Source organism: Streptomyces sp. NPDC056527 (genome assembly GCF_042794475.1).
In the GTDB taxonomy this organism is placed as follows: Bacteria; Actinomycetota; Actinomycetes; order Streptomycetales; family Streptomycetaceae; genus Streptomyces.
In genome coordinates this window covers 83,325-98,852 of the sequence record NZ_JBHTTQ010000003.1, presented here as the reverse complement: position 1 = coordinate 98,852, position 15,528 = coordinate 83,325, and the positions used below count along the sequence as shown (strand labels likewise).

Genomic DNA, 15,528 nt, shown 5'->3' with positions numbered 1-15,528 from the left:
CCGATTTTGGGACTGGCCCCCACGTGCGCTAATCTTCAGGAGTCAGCGCGCGGGACACACACCGCAAAGCGCGGCGGGGCTATAGCTCAGTTGGTTAGAGCGCATCCCTGATAAGGATGAGGCCACAGGTTCAAATCCTGTTAGCCCCACAGTACAGATCGGCCCGGACGGTTCACCCGTTCGGGCCGATTGCTTTTCACGCCACATGCCCGGCCTAGGTCACCGATCGGTATCGGTCGGTGTGTAGAGTGGGCGTCAGAAGTCTCCTACGTCAACGAAAGACGAGGTCGCGCGGTGAAGAAGCTTCTCCTGGTCGCACTGGCCGCCATCGGCGGGCTCCTCGTGTACCGCCAGATCCAGGCGGATCGCGCCGAGCAGGATCTGTGGACGGAGGCGACCGACTCCGTGCCCGCAGGTTCGGGTGTCTGAGTCGCAGAATGTCTGAGGGCGAAGCCCCGGCCGCTTTCGAGCGGCCGGGGCTTCGCGCTGTTTCAGGACCGTGACGCAGCCTCCCTTGAGTTCGCCTATGCGAATCACTAGGTTGCTAGAGCAAAGTTGAGTGATCGCGGTCAAGGGGGTAGCGGGATGAGAATGCGACGTACAGCGGCCGGCTGGGTGGTGGGGGCGTTGCTCGCCCTCCTGCTCGTACCGGCACCGGGAGCGGCCGCGGCCGAGGGGGAGGCGCCCGGGAGCGGCAGCCTCGTGATGGTGCTCGACTCGTCCGGTTCCATGGGCGACGACGACGGCTCGGGACGTACGAGGATGGAGGCGGCCCGCACCGCCGTCGGCACCGTCGTCGACGGCCTGCCGGACGGGCATCCCACCGGACTGCGGGTCTACGGCGCCGACCGGCCCCAGGGCTGCACGGACACCCGGCTCGTCCGGCCCGTCGCACCGCTGGACCGGGCCGGGCTCAAGGCCGCCGTCGCGGCGCTGAAGCCCACCGGGGACACCCCCATCGGGCTCTCCCTCCAGAAGGCCGCCCAGGACCTTCCCGAGCCCTCCGGCGGAACGATCGCGACGCGCACCGTCCTGCTGATCTCCGACGGCGAGGACACCTGCGGCACCCCCAAGCCCTGCGAGGTCGCCGCACAGCTCGCCAAGGCCGGCGTCGGACTGCGGATCGACACCGTCGGCTTCCAGGTGAAGGGCGCGGCGCGCAAGCAGCTGGAGTGCATCGCCGAGGCGGGCAACGGCCGTTACTACGACGCACCCGACGCCGACGCCCTCGCCCGGCAGCTCCAGCGGGCCTCGCGGCTCTCCGCGGACGGCTACCGGCTGCGCGGCAAGCAGATCGCGGGCACGCCGACGAGCGACCGGGCACCCGGACTCGTACCGGGGCAGTACCTGGACACCATCGGGCCCGGGGAGAAGCGGTACTACGCCGTCGACCTGGACGACGTCTCCACGGTGGACTTCTCGGCGACGGCCGTGCCCCAGCCCGGAGCGGCCGTGGACACCGTCGACAAGCTGGGCACCAGCCTCGTCTACGCCCACGCCGGCGGCGAGGGCAACTGCGCGACCGCCAGCGAGATCTTCCACCAGAACGAGGGAGCCGTCCCGCTCACCTCGGCCGTCTCCCGCATCCCGACCGAGAAGCGGTACTCGACCTGCGACAAGGCGGGCCGCTACTGGTTCGTCGTCGAGCGCACCAGCAAGCCCGCGTCCGACGCGGCCCGCTGGCCGCTGGAGCTGGTCCTCGGCGTCGAGAAGCCGCTGCGCGCCGGAGTCACCCCGGCGCAGTCGCAGCCGGAGTACGGAGCCGGCGGCAAGGAGGCCGTGCTGCCCACCGGCGATCCGAAGGACGTCCGCGGCGGGACCGGCTTCAACGACGCCCGGGAGCTGGGGCGGGGCGTGTGGCGCGACCGTCTCCTGCCGTCGCAGACCCTCTGGTACAAGGTGCCGGTCGGCTGGGGACAGCAGCTGCGCTACGACGTCGAGTTCGCCAACGAACCGACCGTCGAGGGCTCTTCGTCCGTGACGTCCTACGGCGGCACGCAGGTCTACACCCCGGCCCGCCACCCCGTCGGCGGCGGAACCGGCGAGTTCGGCTCCCAGACCACGTACAACGGCCGTCCCACCGCGCTGAGCATGGGCACGGTGCCGACCGCGTGGACCAACCGGTACGAGAGCAACGCCAACGTCGTCCCCGTGCACACCACCGGCGGCTTCTACATCGCCGTCACTCTGGGCGCCGAGACGGCCGAGATCGCCCGGAACCCGCAGATCGCCATGGTCCTGCGGATCGCGGTCCTCGGCGAGGAGCTGACCGGGCCGGAGCACGGTGCGGCGCCGGTGGCCGGAAAGGCCGACAAGCAGGGCGAATCGTCCGCGCGCGCAGACAGCGCGGGGACGGGCGGGGCAGGATGGACCGTCATCGGGGCCGCCGGGGCGGGCGGCGGTGCCCTCGTACTGATCGCGGCGGCGGTGTTCGTCGTGAAGCGGGTACGGGGCGGGACGGCTACGGACACGAGGAGAGGCGCGTGAAGAGGCAGCGCGGGAGGATGCGGGCGGCCGGGTCCCTGGTCGCCGCGGCGGGTGCGGCGGCGGTGTTCACGGCCGCGGTGCTGCCGGGCGCGGCATGGGCGGCGGGCGAGGAACCGTACGCCTTCGACGGTGGCGCCACGCAGGTCAAGGGCGCCGCATCCAGCCTGGACGCCCAGCAGTTGAAGGCCGGTCAGAGCTACCGCGACAGCATCAGGAAGGACGGCAAGCTCTACTACCGGATCGATCTGGACGCGAAGCAGAACGCGTACGTGTCGGTGGTCGCCGTCCCCAAGGCCGGCGGCAAGGTGGAGTACGGCGACGGCATCAAGGTCAGCCTGCAGGACGGCTCCAACACGCAGTGCGGCTACCAGGACGCGGCGTTCGGCTCCGCCGGGTTCACCCGGCCCATCACCGCGTACGCCCACCGCACGATCGAGGCCGACAGCTCCACCTGCCAGCAGGCGGGCGCCTACTACGTGCTGGTGGAGCGGACCTCCAAGGCCGTCTCCACGCCCGACGACTGGCAACTGGAGATCCGGTACCTCACCGAGCCCGGAGTGAAGCAGACCGGGCCCACCGAGCTGCCCGAGAACTGGCCCTCCTCCTCACCGCCGCCGCCCGCCGGCGGCCCGCAGAAGCGGCAGGGCGGCGCGGGCTTCCACGACGCCACCTCGCTGAAGCAGGGCGAGTGGCGCGCCGACATCAAGCCCGGGCAGACGCTCTTCTACCGGGTGCCCGTCGACTGGGGGCAGCAGCTCTTCGCCACCGCGGAGCTCGGCAGCAGCCCTTCGGGCGCCACGACCTACGTGAGCAACGCGCTGGTCATGTCGCTCGACAACCCGGCGCGCGGTCATGTCGACGAGGACACCGTCAGCTACGACGGCAAGCCGGCGACGCTCGCACTCGATCCGCACCGGCCGGTCGCGTTCGAGAACCGTTACTCCTCCAACAGCTACACGAACGCCCTGCGGTTCGCGGGCTGGTACTACCTGTCCGCGACGCTCAGCCCGGAGGTCGCCAAGGAGTACGGGGACAAGCCGGTGCCGCTGACCCTGCGGGTGAACATCACCGGCACGGCCAAAGCGGGACCCGCGTACGACGGTGACGCCGGCGCCTTCAAGGTCACCGACGACGACCGGGACGCGGCGGCGAGCGGTGCGAGCGGGCCGCAGGCGCAGAAGAGCGACAGCATGACCCTGGTCGCCGCGGCCGGGATCGGCGCGGGAACCGTGCTGATCGTCGGGCTCGGCCTCTGGACGCTCGCCGGGCGGCGCCGGGCGGCGCGGGCGGCGCCGCAGGACGGGCCGCCTCAGTTCGGACCACCGACGGCCTGGTAGGCCGGGGCCGCCTGGCCGGCGGGAGCGGGGCTCGCCGGCCGGGGCCGGGTCGTGCGGTCCGGCCGGTCAGGTCTGGGTGAGTGCCCAGATGCCCACGGCGAAGCAGATCAGCGCGACGAATAGAACCGGGATCGCCACCTTCGGGGGCGGTCCCGGTCGCTTTGCCGGGACCGGGGCGGCGGAAGCGGCCTGGGCGGGAACCTGATGGGCGTGAGCGGTGTATTGACGAGTGGAGGCCTGGTTGAACGACACCGCGGCCGTCGGGGCCTGGGCGAAGTCCGGCGCGGCGGCGGGATGGGGGGAGGCCGTATGCGCGGAAGGGGCGGTGACCGGGGGCTGCGTGGGGGCGGCGACCGGCTGAGGGGGCGGGGACAGGTGGAAGCTGCCCGTCTCGGAGGGGCTCGGCGTCGGCGTCGGTGCGGGCTGCTGCGGCTGGGGCTGTGCCTGTGCCTGTGCCTGTGCCTGAGGCTGTGTATGGGGCTGTACGGGTACGGAAGTGGGGGTGGCCGGTGGCTGGGCCGGGGCCGGGGTCTCCGGGCCGTTCGGGCCGAATCCGGCGGGCAGCGGGCCGATCTGGTCGAAGACCTCGACCGGCTCCTCGTCCGGACGGGCCTCGGGCAGCATCTCGACCGCCGAGGTCAGCGCCTTGCGCACGCCCGTCGCGGTCCTGAAGCGGGTCTGCGGGTCCGGCTGGAGCAGGCCCGCGAGGACCTGCCACAGCGGCTCCGGAATGCCTTCCGGGGCTCCCGGGGTCCCGTGCGTCATGAAGTACTCGATCAGGGCACGGGAGTCGGGCTTCTGGCCCTGGAGCAGATAGAGCGCGACCAGGCCGACCGCGAAGAGGTCGGCCGGGAAGTCGGGCTCCGCGCCCATCATCTGCTCGGGAGCGAAGTAACCGGGCGTCCCCACCACGTAGTTGGTCTCGGTGAGACGGGGTTCGCCCTTGCGCATCGAGATGCCGAAATCGGACAGCCGCAGATGCGGCCGCCCGGTCCCGGTGACGTCGAGCAGGATGTTCGCCGGCTTGATGTCGCGGTGCACGACCCCCTCCGCATGCACCGCGGCAAGTCCGGCGAGCAACTGGTCCAGCAGGGTGCAGACGAAGCGCGGCGGCAGCGGACCGTAGTCGCCGATGACGTGCGCCAGAGACCCGCCGGCCACCAGATCCATGGTGAACAGCACCTTGTCGTCGTCCGCGGCCCAGCTGGCCGGTGCGAGGACATGCGGGTGGTCGATCCTGAGCGCCTGCTCCCGGACGAAGCGGAGCAGCGTGTGGGCGTCGCTCTGCTGGAGCACCTTGGCCGCCACGTAGCGGCGGCGTCGGTGGTCCCAGGCGCGCCACACCGCACCGACGCCACCGCGTCCGATCGGGTCGATCAGCTCGTACCGACCAGCGAAGACCTCACCCATTACGCTGCGCCCGCTCCCCGTCGTGCCGTCTCGTTCTGCCGTGTGTGCCGAACCGGCTGCTCTACGTCAGTTCTGGTGCGACTCGTAGTGCGCGACCGCGTCCGCGGTACGCCCGGCGCCGTACACCCGGAGGAACTCTGCCAGTTCCGGGTGGGCCGGGGCGAGGGAGTCCGCCGCATCGATGATGTCGCCGGCCGCCGCGACCGAGCGCAGCAGCGACTGGATCTCGCGCACCACGCGGCGCACGGTCGGCGCGCCCGAGCTGGTCGTGGTCTGGCTGGTGCCGGTCAGCACGGAGCCGCCCTGGGACTTCTTGATCTCGTCCATGCGGTCGGTGGCCTCGGCCGCGCTGACGCTGCCGTCCGCGACCTGCCCGGCGAGCTCCTGGAGGGCCTGGACACGCTGCACGACGGCCGGGTTGCCGATCTTGGCCCGCTGGCCGCTCATCAGCTGGGAGAGCATGGGCGCCGAAAGACCGAGCACGGCCGCGAGCCTTGCCTGATTCAGCCCGAGATCGTCGATCAGGCGACGGAAGAGCGCCCCCAGCGGCTCTCCGTACCAACTGCGCTGAAGCTCTCTGGCTCTTGCCGTGGCTTCCTGCTGCGCTGTGTCCATTGCTTCTCCCCATCCCTGCGGTTCGCCACTGCGAACCTCGATCAGCATCTTACGGAGCGTGGTCGCCGACGGGGAGTCCCAATCCTTTTGCGGGAAAGAGGGGGTGACCCGGTACTCTGTTCTCGTTCCGGGGCCTTAGCTCAGTTGGTAGAGCGCTGTCTTTGCATGGCAGATGTCAGGGGTTCGACTCCCCTAGGCTCCACTCCAGAAATGCCCTCTGACCTGTGGAAACGCAGGTGTCAGGGGGCATTTTTCGATGCTCGCGGATTGGCCCGGGTTCCGGGCTCCGCAATGGACCTGTCCGGCTGGGCCACCCGCTCATAGCGTCGTGTCCATGCCGAACACCTCCTCCCGGGCTCCCCGGGCGCTTCTCCTCGCCCAGTTGAGCAACTCGATCGGCGACGGTGCCTTCTACGTCTCGTCGGCGCTCTACTTCACCCGGATTGTCGGTCTGTCCGCCGCGCAGATCGGCATCGGCCTCACGCTCGCCTGGGCCGTCGGCTCGGTCGCCGGCGTCGGGCTCGGACACCTCGCCGACCGGCGCGGGCCGCGCGGGACCGCCGTCCTGCTCGCGCTCGCGACCGCTGCGGCGGTCGGATCGTTCCTCCTCATCCGCTCCTTCGTGCCGTTCATGATCGCGGCCGCGGTGTACGCCACCGCCCAGAGCGGCCTCGCCGCCGCCCGGCAGGCGCTGCTGGCCGGGCTGGTCGAGCCGTCGGCCCGTACGGAGGCGCTGGCGAGGCTGCAGTCCACCCTCAACGCGGGCCTCGCCGTCGGCGCCGGGATCGGAGGGCTCGCCCTGCACGCCGGCACCCGTACCGCCTACCTGTCCGTCTTCGCCCTGGACGCGGCCGGCTTCCTGCTCTGCGCCCTCGTGCTGCGCGGACTGCCGTCCGTGCCCGCCACCCCGGCCGCGACCGGCGGCGAGCCGCGCCTCGCGGTGCTCCGGGACCGCCCGTACGCGCTGCTCACCTTCCTCAACGCGCTGCTGCTCCTGCGCCTCCCGCTGCTCAGCCTCGCCCTGCCGCTGTGGATCGTGGAGCGCACTGCGGCGCCCGGCTGGGTCGTCTCGGCGCTGTTCGTCCTCAACACCGCGGCCGTGATGCTCTTCCAGGTGCGGACGGCCAGGTCGGTGACCGGACTTCCGCAGGCCACGCGCGCGGTGGGCACCTCCGGCGTCGTCATGCTCGCCTCCTGCGCCGTGTTCGCGGTGACGGCGGCGGGACTCGGACCGTGGACGACCGTCGCGGTGCTCGCCCTCGGCGCGGCGCTCCAGGTCGTCGCGGAGATGCGCCACTCCGCCGGTTCCTGGCAGATCGGCTTCTCCCTCGCCCCGGCCGGCCGGATCGGCCAGTACCAGGGCTTCTACGGCACCGGTGTTCCCGTCGCGCGCACGCTCGGCCCGCTGCTCGTCACGACGCTCCTGGTGACCTGGGGAGTGCCCGGCTGGCTGGTCCTCGGCGGGATCTTCCTGGCGGCCTCGGCGGCGATGAGACCCGCGGTCCGATGGGCCGAGAAGGCGCGTGCGCAGGCGGAAGCCACGGGCGCGCCCACGGAGGTCGTCGGCGCCCGCTGAGCCGTACGGGTGGTGTTCATCGGAAGAACTGCGCGGAGGCGGCGTCGCTCCGAGGAATCGAGGCGCCCGTCCACATCATGAGGAAGGTACGAAAAGCGCGCAAATCGAAATGCACCATCCGAGAACGCACGAAAGCGAGGGGCCATGGCCACCGCCAAGGTCAAGCAGTTCTGGACCGCCTTCATCTCCGTACTCTTCGCCCTGCTCGCCTCCGTCGGCCTGGCGTCCACCGCCACCGCCGCGCAGGCTCCCGCCGTCCAGCAGCCGGAGGAGCCGGCCTCGCCCGCCGCCCCGGCCGCGCGCACCCAGGCCGTCGTACCGGCACAGCGGGCGGCGCATCAGTGGCCCTGGGTCCGCGACCGTTCCCTGCCGCCCACCATCAAGCAGCGCATCGGCGCCGAGGCGCACAACTCCTCGCCCTCCGTCCGCCACCTGCCCGCCGGCGCCCCGGACGAGAACGCTCTCACCGACCAGACGGAGCTGACGGACATCGCGCTCGCCGCGAAGGCGTAGGGCGCAGGGAGTTCGTGCTCCCCGTGCCCCACGACCCATCGCGCCACCGCGCCACCGCGTCACGCGGAGGCAGCCCGTGGTCGGCGAACCCCGCGGTCAGCGACGCTCGTCGCGCCCCGTATCGGTATCGGTGTCGGCCTCCTTGGCCTCCACCTCGGGATCGAGAGCTCCACTGCCGTCGACGGACGACAGCGGCGACGTACGGGACGACGGTTCCGACGACTCCTCCTCGACCTCGGTAGGAGCGGGCGGTTCGACCAGCCAGTCAGGGTTGGCCTGCTTGTCCCACCACTTCCAGGCGGCGAAGGCGCCGCCGAGCACCACGCCGAGGACCGCGAGTCCGATGGCGATGCGTCCGGCCCTGGCCCGACGCTCATGCTTCCTCACGATCTTCCGAATCTCCTTCGGTGTCACCTGTCCGCGCAGCGCGGCCCAGGCGGCCACCGAACGCGACCCCGCCTCATCGAGGACGGGACCGGTCGCGGCGACCGCGTTCTCGACACGCGGAACGGTGTAGTCGGCCGCCTGACGGGCGGCCTTGCGGGTGACGATCGCGGCACGTTGCGCGGCCTCGTCCACCCGCGGCGGTACATGGGGTGCGACATGGCACTCGTACTGCACACGAGCTTGCTTACGGGCCTGCTGAGCGGCCTTAGAGACCTTCGGCGCGAGCCGGACGCGCGCCTCGTGCGCATAGAGCGCGGCGTGGTCCTTGGCCGTGCCGGCGTACTGCGTGGCCTGCTCCTTGGCCGTGCTCGCGTAGGGCGCCACCACTTCCGCGGCGTGCAGCACGCTGTCCTTGGCCGAATCGGTCGCGGCGCGCACGCTGTCCATCCGGGTCACGGGATCCTCCTCCTCGGTGGCGGTGTCGGTATTTCGCCTTTCCACCCATTTCGAAATCATGCCTGCCCGATCGCGGTCCGGCATGTGGGGCGGGCATCCGGGGCATCGCCCTGTCTCTTCCGTGCGAGGATGCGATCCGCGTCAGTGGAGACTTACGGAAGGCGGACCGTGGCCGAGCAGCTCTACGCCACTCTCAAGACCAATCTGGGCGACATCGAGATTCGGCTGCTGCCGAACCACGCCCCGAAGACGGTCAGAAACTTCACGGAGCTCGCCCTGGGCGAGCGGGAGTGGACGCACCCGGCCACCGGCACCGTCGCCGCCGACCGTCTGTACGACGGCACCGTCTTCCACCGGGTCATCGAGGGCTTCATGATCCAGGGCGGCGATCCGCTGGGGAACGGCACGGGCGGACCGGGGTACGAATTCGCCGACGAGTTCCACCCGGAGCTCTTCTTCGACCGTCCCTACCTGCTGGCGATGGCCAACGCGGGCCCGGGCACGAACGGCTCGCAGTTCTTCATCACGGTCGGGGCCACGACCTGGCTGAACCGCAAGCACACCATCTTCGGCGAGGTCGTCGGCGCGGCGAGCAAGAAGGTCGTGGACACGATCGCGGCGGTGCCGGTCCACGCGAGCACCAAGCGCCCCCTCGACGACGTGGTCCTGGAGTCCGTCGTCATCGAGACGCGCTGAAGGACGGGCTGAACGACGCGCCGGCGGACAGCCGGTCGGCGCCCCGTCCCGCCAGGGAACCTTTCCGCCCCGCTCATCCGTATCAGGAGGGCGGGGTGCTGCCTCGTCGCCCCATCTCCTCGGGAGGGACCTCCATGGAGCCGCAGTCCGGCCTGCCGCGCTGTTACCGCCACCCGGACGTCGAGACAGGCATCCGCTGCACCCGCTGCGACAAGCCGATCTGCCCGCAGTGCATGGTCTCCGCCTCCGTCGGCTTCCAGTGCCCGGACTGCGTACGCAACGGCTCCGGCACGGGCCACGCTCCCGACGCCAACCAGCCGAGGACGCTGGCCGGCGGACGGGTGGCGTCCGACGGGCGCCTGGTCACCAAGATCCTCATCGCGATCAACCTGGCCCTCTTCATCGCAGTCCAGGTGGCCGGCGACCGGGTCGTGGACGAGCTCGCGCTGATCGGCTACGCCTTCAGCCCGTCGCTCGCCGAGGTCGTGGGGGTCGCGGACGGCGAGTGGTACCGGCTGGTGACCTCGACCGTCCTCCACCAGGAGGTCGCGCACTTCGTCTTCAACATGCTGGGACTGTGGGTCATCGGCGGGATCGTGGAGCCGGAGCTCGGCCGGATCCGCTACGCCACGCTCTGTCTGCTCTCAGGACTCTCCGGCTCCGCGCTCGCCTTCCTGCTCTCCCCGGCGAACCAGCCCTCGCTGGGCGCCTCGGGCATCGTCTTCGGCCTGATCGGCGCCTGGGCGGTGCTCACCCGCCGCCAGCGGCTGGACATGCGGCCGGTGATCCTCTTCGTGGGTCTGTCGCTGCTGCTGACCTTCACCCGCCCCGGAATCTCCTGGGAGGCGCACATCGGCGGCCTCGTCGGCGGCGCCCTGGTGGCCTACGGTCTGCTGCACGCGCCGAGGGCCCGGCGGAACGTCGTCCAGTACACGGCCTGTGGACTGGTGCTCCTGATCGACCTGGGCATGATCCTCGCCCGCTCGGCCGCGCTCACCTGAGCGACGAGGGCTGTGGACGAGCTTCCTGAAAAGCTTTCCCCAGAGTTATCCACAGCGAGTGGTGGATCTTGTGCACCTCGTGGAGAACGACTGCGCCCCTCACTCCTGAACTGGGCTTTTCCAGCGGGAGTGAGGGGCGGGGCGCGCTTCCGGCGTGGGCGCCGCAGTCACACCGGCGTCAACCTACCGTTGAGTTATCCACAGATCTTCGTAAGTTATCCAGTGCTGTGCACAACGCTGTGGATAAGTTCAGGGCAAGGCTTGACGGGCAGAGCGGGGAGAAGCTACTTCCACTGCGTGGAGACGCCGAACCCGGCCGCGATGAAGCCGAAGCCCACCACGATGTTCCAGTTGTTGATGGACTTCACCGGCAGCGTGCCGTCGGTGACGTAGAAGACGACGATCCACACCAGCCCGATCGCGAACAGCGCCAGCATCACGGGAGCCACCCAGCTGCGGTTGGTCAGCTTGATGTTGGTGGCCTGCTTGGCGGGCGGGGGCGTGAAGTCGGCCTTCTTGCGGATACGTGACTTCGGCACGAGGGACTCTCCTGTCGATGCGCTGCGTGACCGCGCAGGGAACTGTGGCTGGCGCCGGGGCGGGACGACTGTGACGTAGGAGGACCACTGCGTCCCCCGGGCGTCCGTTAGCGTAGTGGTTCCGCGGCACCGAAGGGGATCAGGGTACGTTGAGCAATTCCGCCGACTCATCCCCCGGGCCGGGCCGAACCACTGGGTGGCGCCCCGTCCGGGTGCTGACCGCTGCCGTCTTCGCCCTCGCCGGACTGATCTTCGTGACCAGTTTCAACACCGCGAAGGGCACCAACATCCGGACGGACGCCTCCCTGCTGAGGCTCTCCGACCTGATCGAGGAGCGCAGCCACAAGAACGCCGGCCTGGACGAGTCCACCGCCGCCCTGCGCGGCCAGGTCGACGCCCTCGCGGCCCGCGACGACGGCTCCACCAGCGCCGAGGACGCCAAGCTGCGCGCCCTGGAGGCGGCCGCCGGGACCTCCGAGACCTCGGGATCCGGCCTGAGCGTCACCCTCAACGACGCCCCGCCGAACGCCCAGGCCGCCCCCGGCTACCCCGAACCGCAGGCCAACGACCTCGTCATCCACCAGCAGGACCTCCAGGCCGTCGTGAACGCCCTGTGGAAGGGCGGCGCCCGGGGCATCCAGGTGATGGACCAGCGGCTGATCTCCACCAGCGCCGTGCGCTGCGTGGGCAACACCCTGATCCTCCAGGGACGCGTCTACTCGCCCCCGTACAAGATCACCGCCGTGGGCGACCGGGGGAAGCTGACCAAGGCGCTCGCCGATTCGCCCGCCGTCCAGAACTACCAGCTCTACGTGAAGGCGTACGGACTCGGCTGGAAAGTGGACGAGCACAGGGCGGTGACTCTTCCCGGCTACTCCGGCACAGTGGATCTCCACTACGCGAAGCCTGTGAGCTGACTGCGGGGAGGCCCGGCCGGTGGCGGTGCGACTGATCGTCAGAACGTTCAGCGAGCTGTGCATCACCGTCGGGACCCTGATCGTCCTCTTCGTCGTGTACGTGATGTTCTGGACCGGAGTACAGGCCGAGAGCGCCACGGCCGGCCAGATCGACACCCTGGAACAGGAGTGGATCGACCGGCCCGTCCCCGACGCCACCGCGGCCGCACCGCCCCCGAAGGCGTACACGGCCGGCAAGGGCATCGCCGTCATGTACATCCCCCGGCTCGGCGGGAACTGGGAGTGGCCCGTCCTGGAGGGGACCTCCACGGCCATCCTGAAGAAGGGCCTCGGCCACTACGCCGCCACCGCCCGCCTCGGCGAGACCGGCAACTTCTCCGTGGCAGGCCACCGGCGCACGTACGGAGATCCGTTCAAGGACTTCCCCCGGCTGCGCCCGGGTGACGCGGTCGTCCTCACCGACGGCACGACCTGGTTCACGTACCGCATCGCACGCAAGCCCCACCGGACCGTCCCCACCGACATCGGCGTGATCGACCCCGTCCCCCGAAGGTCGGGGTTCGACGGGCCCGGCCGCTATCTCACCCTCACCACCTGCGAGCCCGAGTGGGGCAGCAGCCACCGGCTGATCGCCTGGGCGCACCTGGACGCCACCCAGCCTGTGACGCAGGGCAAGCCACCTGCTTTGGCCGGCTGACCCCTGACAGCCCCGATCCCCCGTACTCTGGTGCCCGTAACGAACGGAAGGGGCAGTGGACGTCATGTACGGCTGGATCTGGCGGCATCTGCCGGGCAACGTGTGGATCAGGGCGATCATCTCGCTCGTACTCGTCCTCGGGACCGTCTACGCGCTCTTCCAGTACGTGTTCCCCTGGGCGGAGCCGCTGCTTCCGTTCAACGATGTGACGGTGGACGGCCAGTGAGCGCGCGGATTCTCGTCGTCGACAACTACGACAGCTTCGTCTTCAACCTCGTTCAGTACCTCTACCAGCTCGGCGCCGAGTGCGAGGTGCTGCGCAACGACGAGGTCGAACTGAGCCACGCACAGGACGGTTTCGACGGCGTCCTGCTCTCTCCCGGCCCCGGCGCGCCCGAACAGGCCGGTGTCTGCATCGACATGGTCCGCCACTGCGCCACGACCGGCGTGCCCGTCTTCGGCGTCTGCCTGGGGATGCAGTCGATGGCGGTGGCGTACGGCGGCGTCGTCGACCGCGCCCCCGAGCTGCTGCACGGCAAGACCTCGCTCGTCACGCACGAGGGCAAGGGCGTCTTCGCCGGCCTTCCTTCGCCGTTCACCGCGACGCGCTACCACTCGCTGGCCGCCGAGCCCGCCGCGCTGCCGGACGAGCTGGAGGTCACGGCGCGCACGGACGACGGCATCATCATGGGGCTGCGCCACCGTGATCTGGCGGTCGAGGGCGTGCAGTTCCACCCCGAGTCGGTGCTCACCGAGCACGGCCACCTGATGCTCGCCAACTGGCTGGAGCAGTGCGGCGACAAGGGGGCGGTGGGCCGGTCGGCAGGGCTCGCGCCGGTGGTGGGCAAGGCCGTCGCGTGACGGCGGGGTCGCCGTGGTTCCGGGCGACGAACCTGCCGGACGAGCCGGGTCCGGGGGAGCAGATGCCGACGGCTTCTTACGACGAGACGGCGTACCAGCCCGCGCAGGGGTACGAGACGCAGGCGTACGAGACGCCCGGCTACGAGGCGTACCAGACGCCCACGTACGAGACACCCGGGTACGAGACGCCCGGGTACGACGCGCCCGGCTACGGCGCGTCCGCTGACGAGGCCGTGTACGGGCCGATACCGGAGCCTTCCGTCGAGCCGACGCCCGAGCCGGCATCCGTGCCGACGCCCGAGACGCCCTACGAGGCGCCCTACACGGCCCAGGACGAGCCGGACGACGGGACGATGGCCCTGCGGACCGTCGAACCCGCCGCAGCGCCCCTCCCGGGCCCCGGCAGGGCCGAGCGCCGCAAGGCGGCCAAGGGACGCGGACGCCGGGGAGCGCCGCCGGCGGAGCCGTCGGAGACGTCCTCCGACGCCCCCGCGGCCCCGCTCTCGCGCGTCGAGGCCCGCCGTGCGGCCAAGGCCCGGAAGGAAAGCGTCGGCGTCGTCGCGAGCCGCGTCGTGGGCGAGCTGTTCATCACCTTCGGCGTGGTCATGCTGCTGTTCGTCACGTACCAGCTGTGGTGGACGAACGTCCGGGCCGGCCAGCAGGCGAACCAGGCCAAGGGGCAGATAGAGGACTCCTGGTCCAAGGGCCGGGCGCCGGGCGAGTTCGAGCCGGGGCAGGGCTTCGCGATCATGTACATCCCCAAGCTGGACGTGGTCGTCCCGGTCGCCGAGGGCATCAGCAAGCCCAAGGTCCTGGACCGGGGCATGGTGGGCCACTACGCGGAGGGCACCCTGAAGACGGCGATGCCCGGCGACAAGCAGGGCAACTTCGCCGTGGCGGGGCACCGCAACACGCACGGCGAACCGTTCCGCTACATCAACCAGTTGGAGCCCGGCGACCCGATCGTCGTCGAGACCCAGGACGCCTACTACACGTACGAGATGGCGAGCATCCTGCCCCAGACGGCGCCGTCCAACGTGTCGGTCATCGACCCGGTGCCGAGGCAGTCGGGCTTCAAGGGGCCGGGGCGGTACATCACGCTGACGACCTGTACGCCCGAGTTCACCAGTACGTACCGCATGATCGTGTGGGGCAAGATGGTCGAGGAACGCCCGCGGAGCAAGGGAAAGCCGGACGCGCTCGTAGGCTGAGACCCTCGACCTCACGACCCACACCTCAGACGGGACGACGCAGTGGCACGTGCGCGCAACCGGATCGCCGGAGTCATCAGTGTCTTCGGTGAACTCCTCATCACCGCGGGCCTGGTGCTCGGTCTCTTCGTCGTCTACTCGCTGTGGTGGACGAACGTCCTCGCCGACCGCGCCGCCGGCCGCGACGGCGACCAGGTCCGTGACCAGTGGGCGCAGGGGCCCGGTGCGCTGGACACCAAGGGCGGCATCGGCTTCCTGCACGTCCCGGCGATGGGCGACGACGAGATATTGGTCAAGAAGGGCACCGAGCCCGAGACCCTGAACAACGGTGTCGCCGGCTACTACCTCGACCCGATCAAGTCGGCCCTCCCGCAGGACAAGGAGGGCAACTTCACGCTGGCCGCCCACCGGGACGGGCACGGGGCGAAGTTCCACAACATCCACAAGTTGAAGAACGGCGACTCGATCGTCTTCGAGTCCAAGGACACCTGGTTCGTCTACAAGGTCTACAAGACCCTGCCGGAGACGACGAAGTACAACGTGGACGTCCTCCAGCAGGTCCCGAAGGAATCGGGCAGGACCAAGCCGGGCCGCTACATCACGCTGACGACGTGCACCCCGATGTACACCTCGGACTACCGCTACATCGTGTGGGGCGAGCTGGAGCGCACGGAGAAGGTCGACAGCGACCGCACACCGCCGGCGGAGCTGCGCTAGGCCGGAAGCCCGGCTGGGCGCCCAGGGCGGAAAGAGCCCGGGTCGGAGACAACGGGAAAGGCCCCGGCATCCTCATGGATGCCGGGGCCCTTCCCGTTCTGCGTGCGC

Annotated in this window: 17 protein-coding genes and 2 tRNA genes; 15 read left to right on the top strand and 4 right to left on the bottom strand. The window is 70.3% G+C overall.

Annotation, left to right across the window (positions count from 1 at the left end):
- Nucleotides 1-75: 75 nt before the first annotated feature.
- From ACFQ7Q_RS02895 to ACFQ7Q_RS02880, 4 genes are all read left to right on the top strand, one after another.
- A tRNA-Ile gene (locus tag ACFQ7Q_RS02895) sits at nucleotides 76-149 on the top strand.
- Between the two features lie 145 nt (nucleotides 150-294).
- The gene (locus ACFQ7Q_RS02890) at nucleotides 295-429 is read left to right on the top strand and encodes a DLW-39 family protein (RefSeq protein ID WP_003958712.1); all 135 of its coding nucleotides are present in this window, start codon (nucleotides 295-297) and stop codon (nucleotides 427-429) included.
- Nucleotides 430-591: 162 nt separating this feature from the next.
- The gene (locus ACFQ7Q_RS02885; protein WP_383548924.1) at nucleotides 592-2,487 is read left to right on the top strand and encodes a VWA domain-containing protein; all 1,896 of its coding nucleotides are present in this window, start codon (nucleotides 592-594) and stop codon (nucleotides 2,485-2,487) included.
- Nucleotides 2,484-3,824, top strand: coding sequence for a hypothetical protein (locus ACFQ7Q_RS02880; protein WP_383548921.1), 1,341 nt, complete (start codon nucleotides 2,484-2,486; stop codon nucleotides 3,822-3,824). Before ACFQ7Q_RS02885 ends, ACFQ7Q_RS02880 begins: the two co-directional genes overlap by 4 nt.
- Nucleotides 3,825-3,890: 66 nt before the next feature.
- On the opposite strand, the gene ACFQ7Q_RS02875 is transcribed toward ACFQ7Q_RS02880, so the two are convergent.
- On the bottom strand, nucleotides 3,891-5,234 hold the full coding sequence (locus tag ACFQ7Q_RS02875; RefSeq protein ID WP_383548918.1) for a protein kinase: 1,344 nt from the start codon (nucleotides 5,232-5,234) through the stop codon (nucleotides 3,891-3,893).
- A 66-nt stretch (nucleotides 5,235-5,300) separates the two neighbouring features.
- Nucleotides 5,301-5,849 carry a DNA-binding protein gene (locus ACFQ7Q_RS02870; RefSeq protein WP_362359546.1) on the bottom strand — a complete coding sequence of 183 codons (549 nt, stop codon included), beginning with the start codon at nucleotides 5,847-5,849 and terminating at the stop codon, nucleotides 5,301-5,303.
- A gap of 129 nt (nucleotides 5,850-5,978) precedes the next feature.
- Here ACFQ7Q_RS02870 and ACFQ7Q_RS02865 point away from each other — a divergent pair.
- The 3 genes from ACFQ7Q_RS02865 to ACFQ7Q_RS02855 all read left to right on the top strand — a co-directional run bounded on the left by ACFQ7Q_RS02865 (nucleotide 5,979) and on the right by ACFQ7Q_RS02855 (nucleotide 7,938).
- Nucleotides 5,979-6,051 (top strand) — tRNA-Ala (locus ACFQ7Q_RS02865).
- A gap of 132 nt (nucleotides 6,052-6,183) precedes the next feature.
- A complete protein-coding gene (locus ACFQ7Q_RS02860) occupies nucleotides 6,184-7,425 on the top strand; it encodes an MFS transporter (RefSeq protein ID WP_383548915.1) in 1,242 nt (413 codons plus the stop codon).
- Between the two features lie 144 nt (nucleotides 7,426-7,569).
- Nucleotides 7,570-7,938 carry a DUF6344 domain-containing protein gene (locus ACFQ7Q_RS02855; protein WP_383548912.1) on the top strand — a complete coding sequence of 123 codons (369 nt, stop codon included), beginning with the start codon at nucleotides 7,570-7,572 and terminating at the stop codon, nucleotides 7,936-7,938.
- A gap of 96 nt (nucleotides 7,939-8,034) precedes the next feature.
- Here ACFQ7Q_RS02855 and ACFQ7Q_RS02850 read toward each other — a convergent pair whose 3' ends face one another.
- Nucleotides 8,035-8,781 carry a DUF5324 family protein gene (locus ACFQ7Q_RS02850; RefSeq protein ID WP_383549128.1) on the bottom strand — a complete coding sequence of 249 codons (747 nt, stop codon included), beginning with the start codon at nucleotides 8,779-8,781 and terminating at the stop codon, nucleotides 8,035-8,037.
- A gap of 168 nt (nucleotides 8,782-8,949) precedes the next feature.
- Between ACFQ7Q_RS02850 and ACFQ7Q_RS02845 the strand changes: the two genes are divergently transcribed.
- Nucleotides 8,950-9,477, top strand: a complete 528-nt coding sequence (locus tag ACFQ7Q_RS02845) for a peptidylprolyl isomerase (RefSeq protein WP_383548909.1) — start codon at nucleotides 8,950-8,952, stop codon at nucleotides 9,475-9,477.
- Between the two features lie 134 nt (nucleotides 9,478-9,611).
- Nucleotides 9,612-10,478 carry a rhomboid family intramembrane serine protease gene (locus tag ACFQ7Q_RS02840; RefSeq protein WP_383548906.1) on the top strand — a complete coding sequence of 289 codons (867 nt, stop codon included), beginning with the start codon at nucleotides 9,612-9,614 and terminating at the stop codon, nucleotides 10,476-10,478.
- A 284-nt stretch (nucleotides 10,479-10,762) separates the two neighbouring features.
- Here ACFQ7Q_RS02840 and crgA read toward each other — a convergent pair whose 3' ends face one another.
- Complete coding sequence (crgA, locus tag ACFQ7Q_RS02835; RefSeq protein ID WP_329118500.1) at nucleotides 10,763-11,017, bottom strand: cell division protein CrgA; 255 nt, start codon at nucleotides 11,015-11,017, stop codon at nucleotides 10,763-10,765.
- A gap of 149 nt (nucleotides 11,018-11,166) precedes the next feature.
- Between crgA and ACFQ7Q_RS02830 the strand changes: the two genes are divergently transcribed.
- From ACFQ7Q_RS02830 to ACFQ7Q_RS02805, 6 genes are read left to right on the top strand one after another with little or no spacing between them, the layout of a single operon-like run.
- Nucleotides 11,167-11,934: a DUF881 domain-containing protein gene (locus ACFQ7Q_RS02830; RefSeq protein WP_383548903.1), complete on the top strand. Its 768-nt coding sequence runs from the start codon at nucleotides 11,167-11,169 to the stop codon at nucleotides 11,932-11,934.
- Between the two features lie 19 nt (nucleotides 11,935-11,953).
- Nucleotides 11,954-12,631, top strand: a complete 678-nt coding sequence (locus ACFQ7Q_RS02825) for a class E sortase (protein WP_383548900.1) — start codon at nucleotides 11,954-11,956, stop codon at nucleotides 12,629-12,631.
- 55 nt (nucleotides 12,632-12,686) lie between these two features.
- A complete protein-coding gene (locus ACFQ7Q_RS02820; protein WP_383549140.1) occupies nucleotides 12,687-12,857 on the top strand; it encodes a hypothetical protein in 171 nt (56 codons plus the stop codon).
- Nucleotides 12,854-13,492, top strand: a complete 639-nt coding sequence (locus ACFQ7Q_RS02815; RefSeq protein WP_376438990.1) for an aminodeoxychorismate/anthranilate synthase component II — start codon at nucleotides 12,854-12,856, stop codon at nucleotides 13,490-13,492. Before ACFQ7Q_RS02820 ends, ACFQ7Q_RS02815 begins: the two co-directional genes overlap by 4 nt.
- Nucleotides 13,489-14,703, top strand: a complete 1,215-nt coding sequence (locus ACFQ7Q_RS02810) for a class E sortase (protein ID WP_383548896.1) — start codon at nucleotides 13,489-13,491, stop codon at nucleotides 14,701-14,703. Before ACFQ7Q_RS02815 ends, ACFQ7Q_RS02810 begins: the two co-directional genes overlap by 4 nt.
- Before the next feature lie 42 nt (nucleotides 14,704-14,745).
- Nucleotides 14,746-15,420, top strand: coding sequence for a class E sortase (locus tag ACFQ7Q_RS02805; protein ID WP_383548893.1), 675 nt, complete (start codon nucleotides 14,746-14,748; stop codon nucleotides 15,418-15,420).
- The last annotated feature ends 108 nt before the right edge of the window (nucleotides 15,421-15,528 follow it).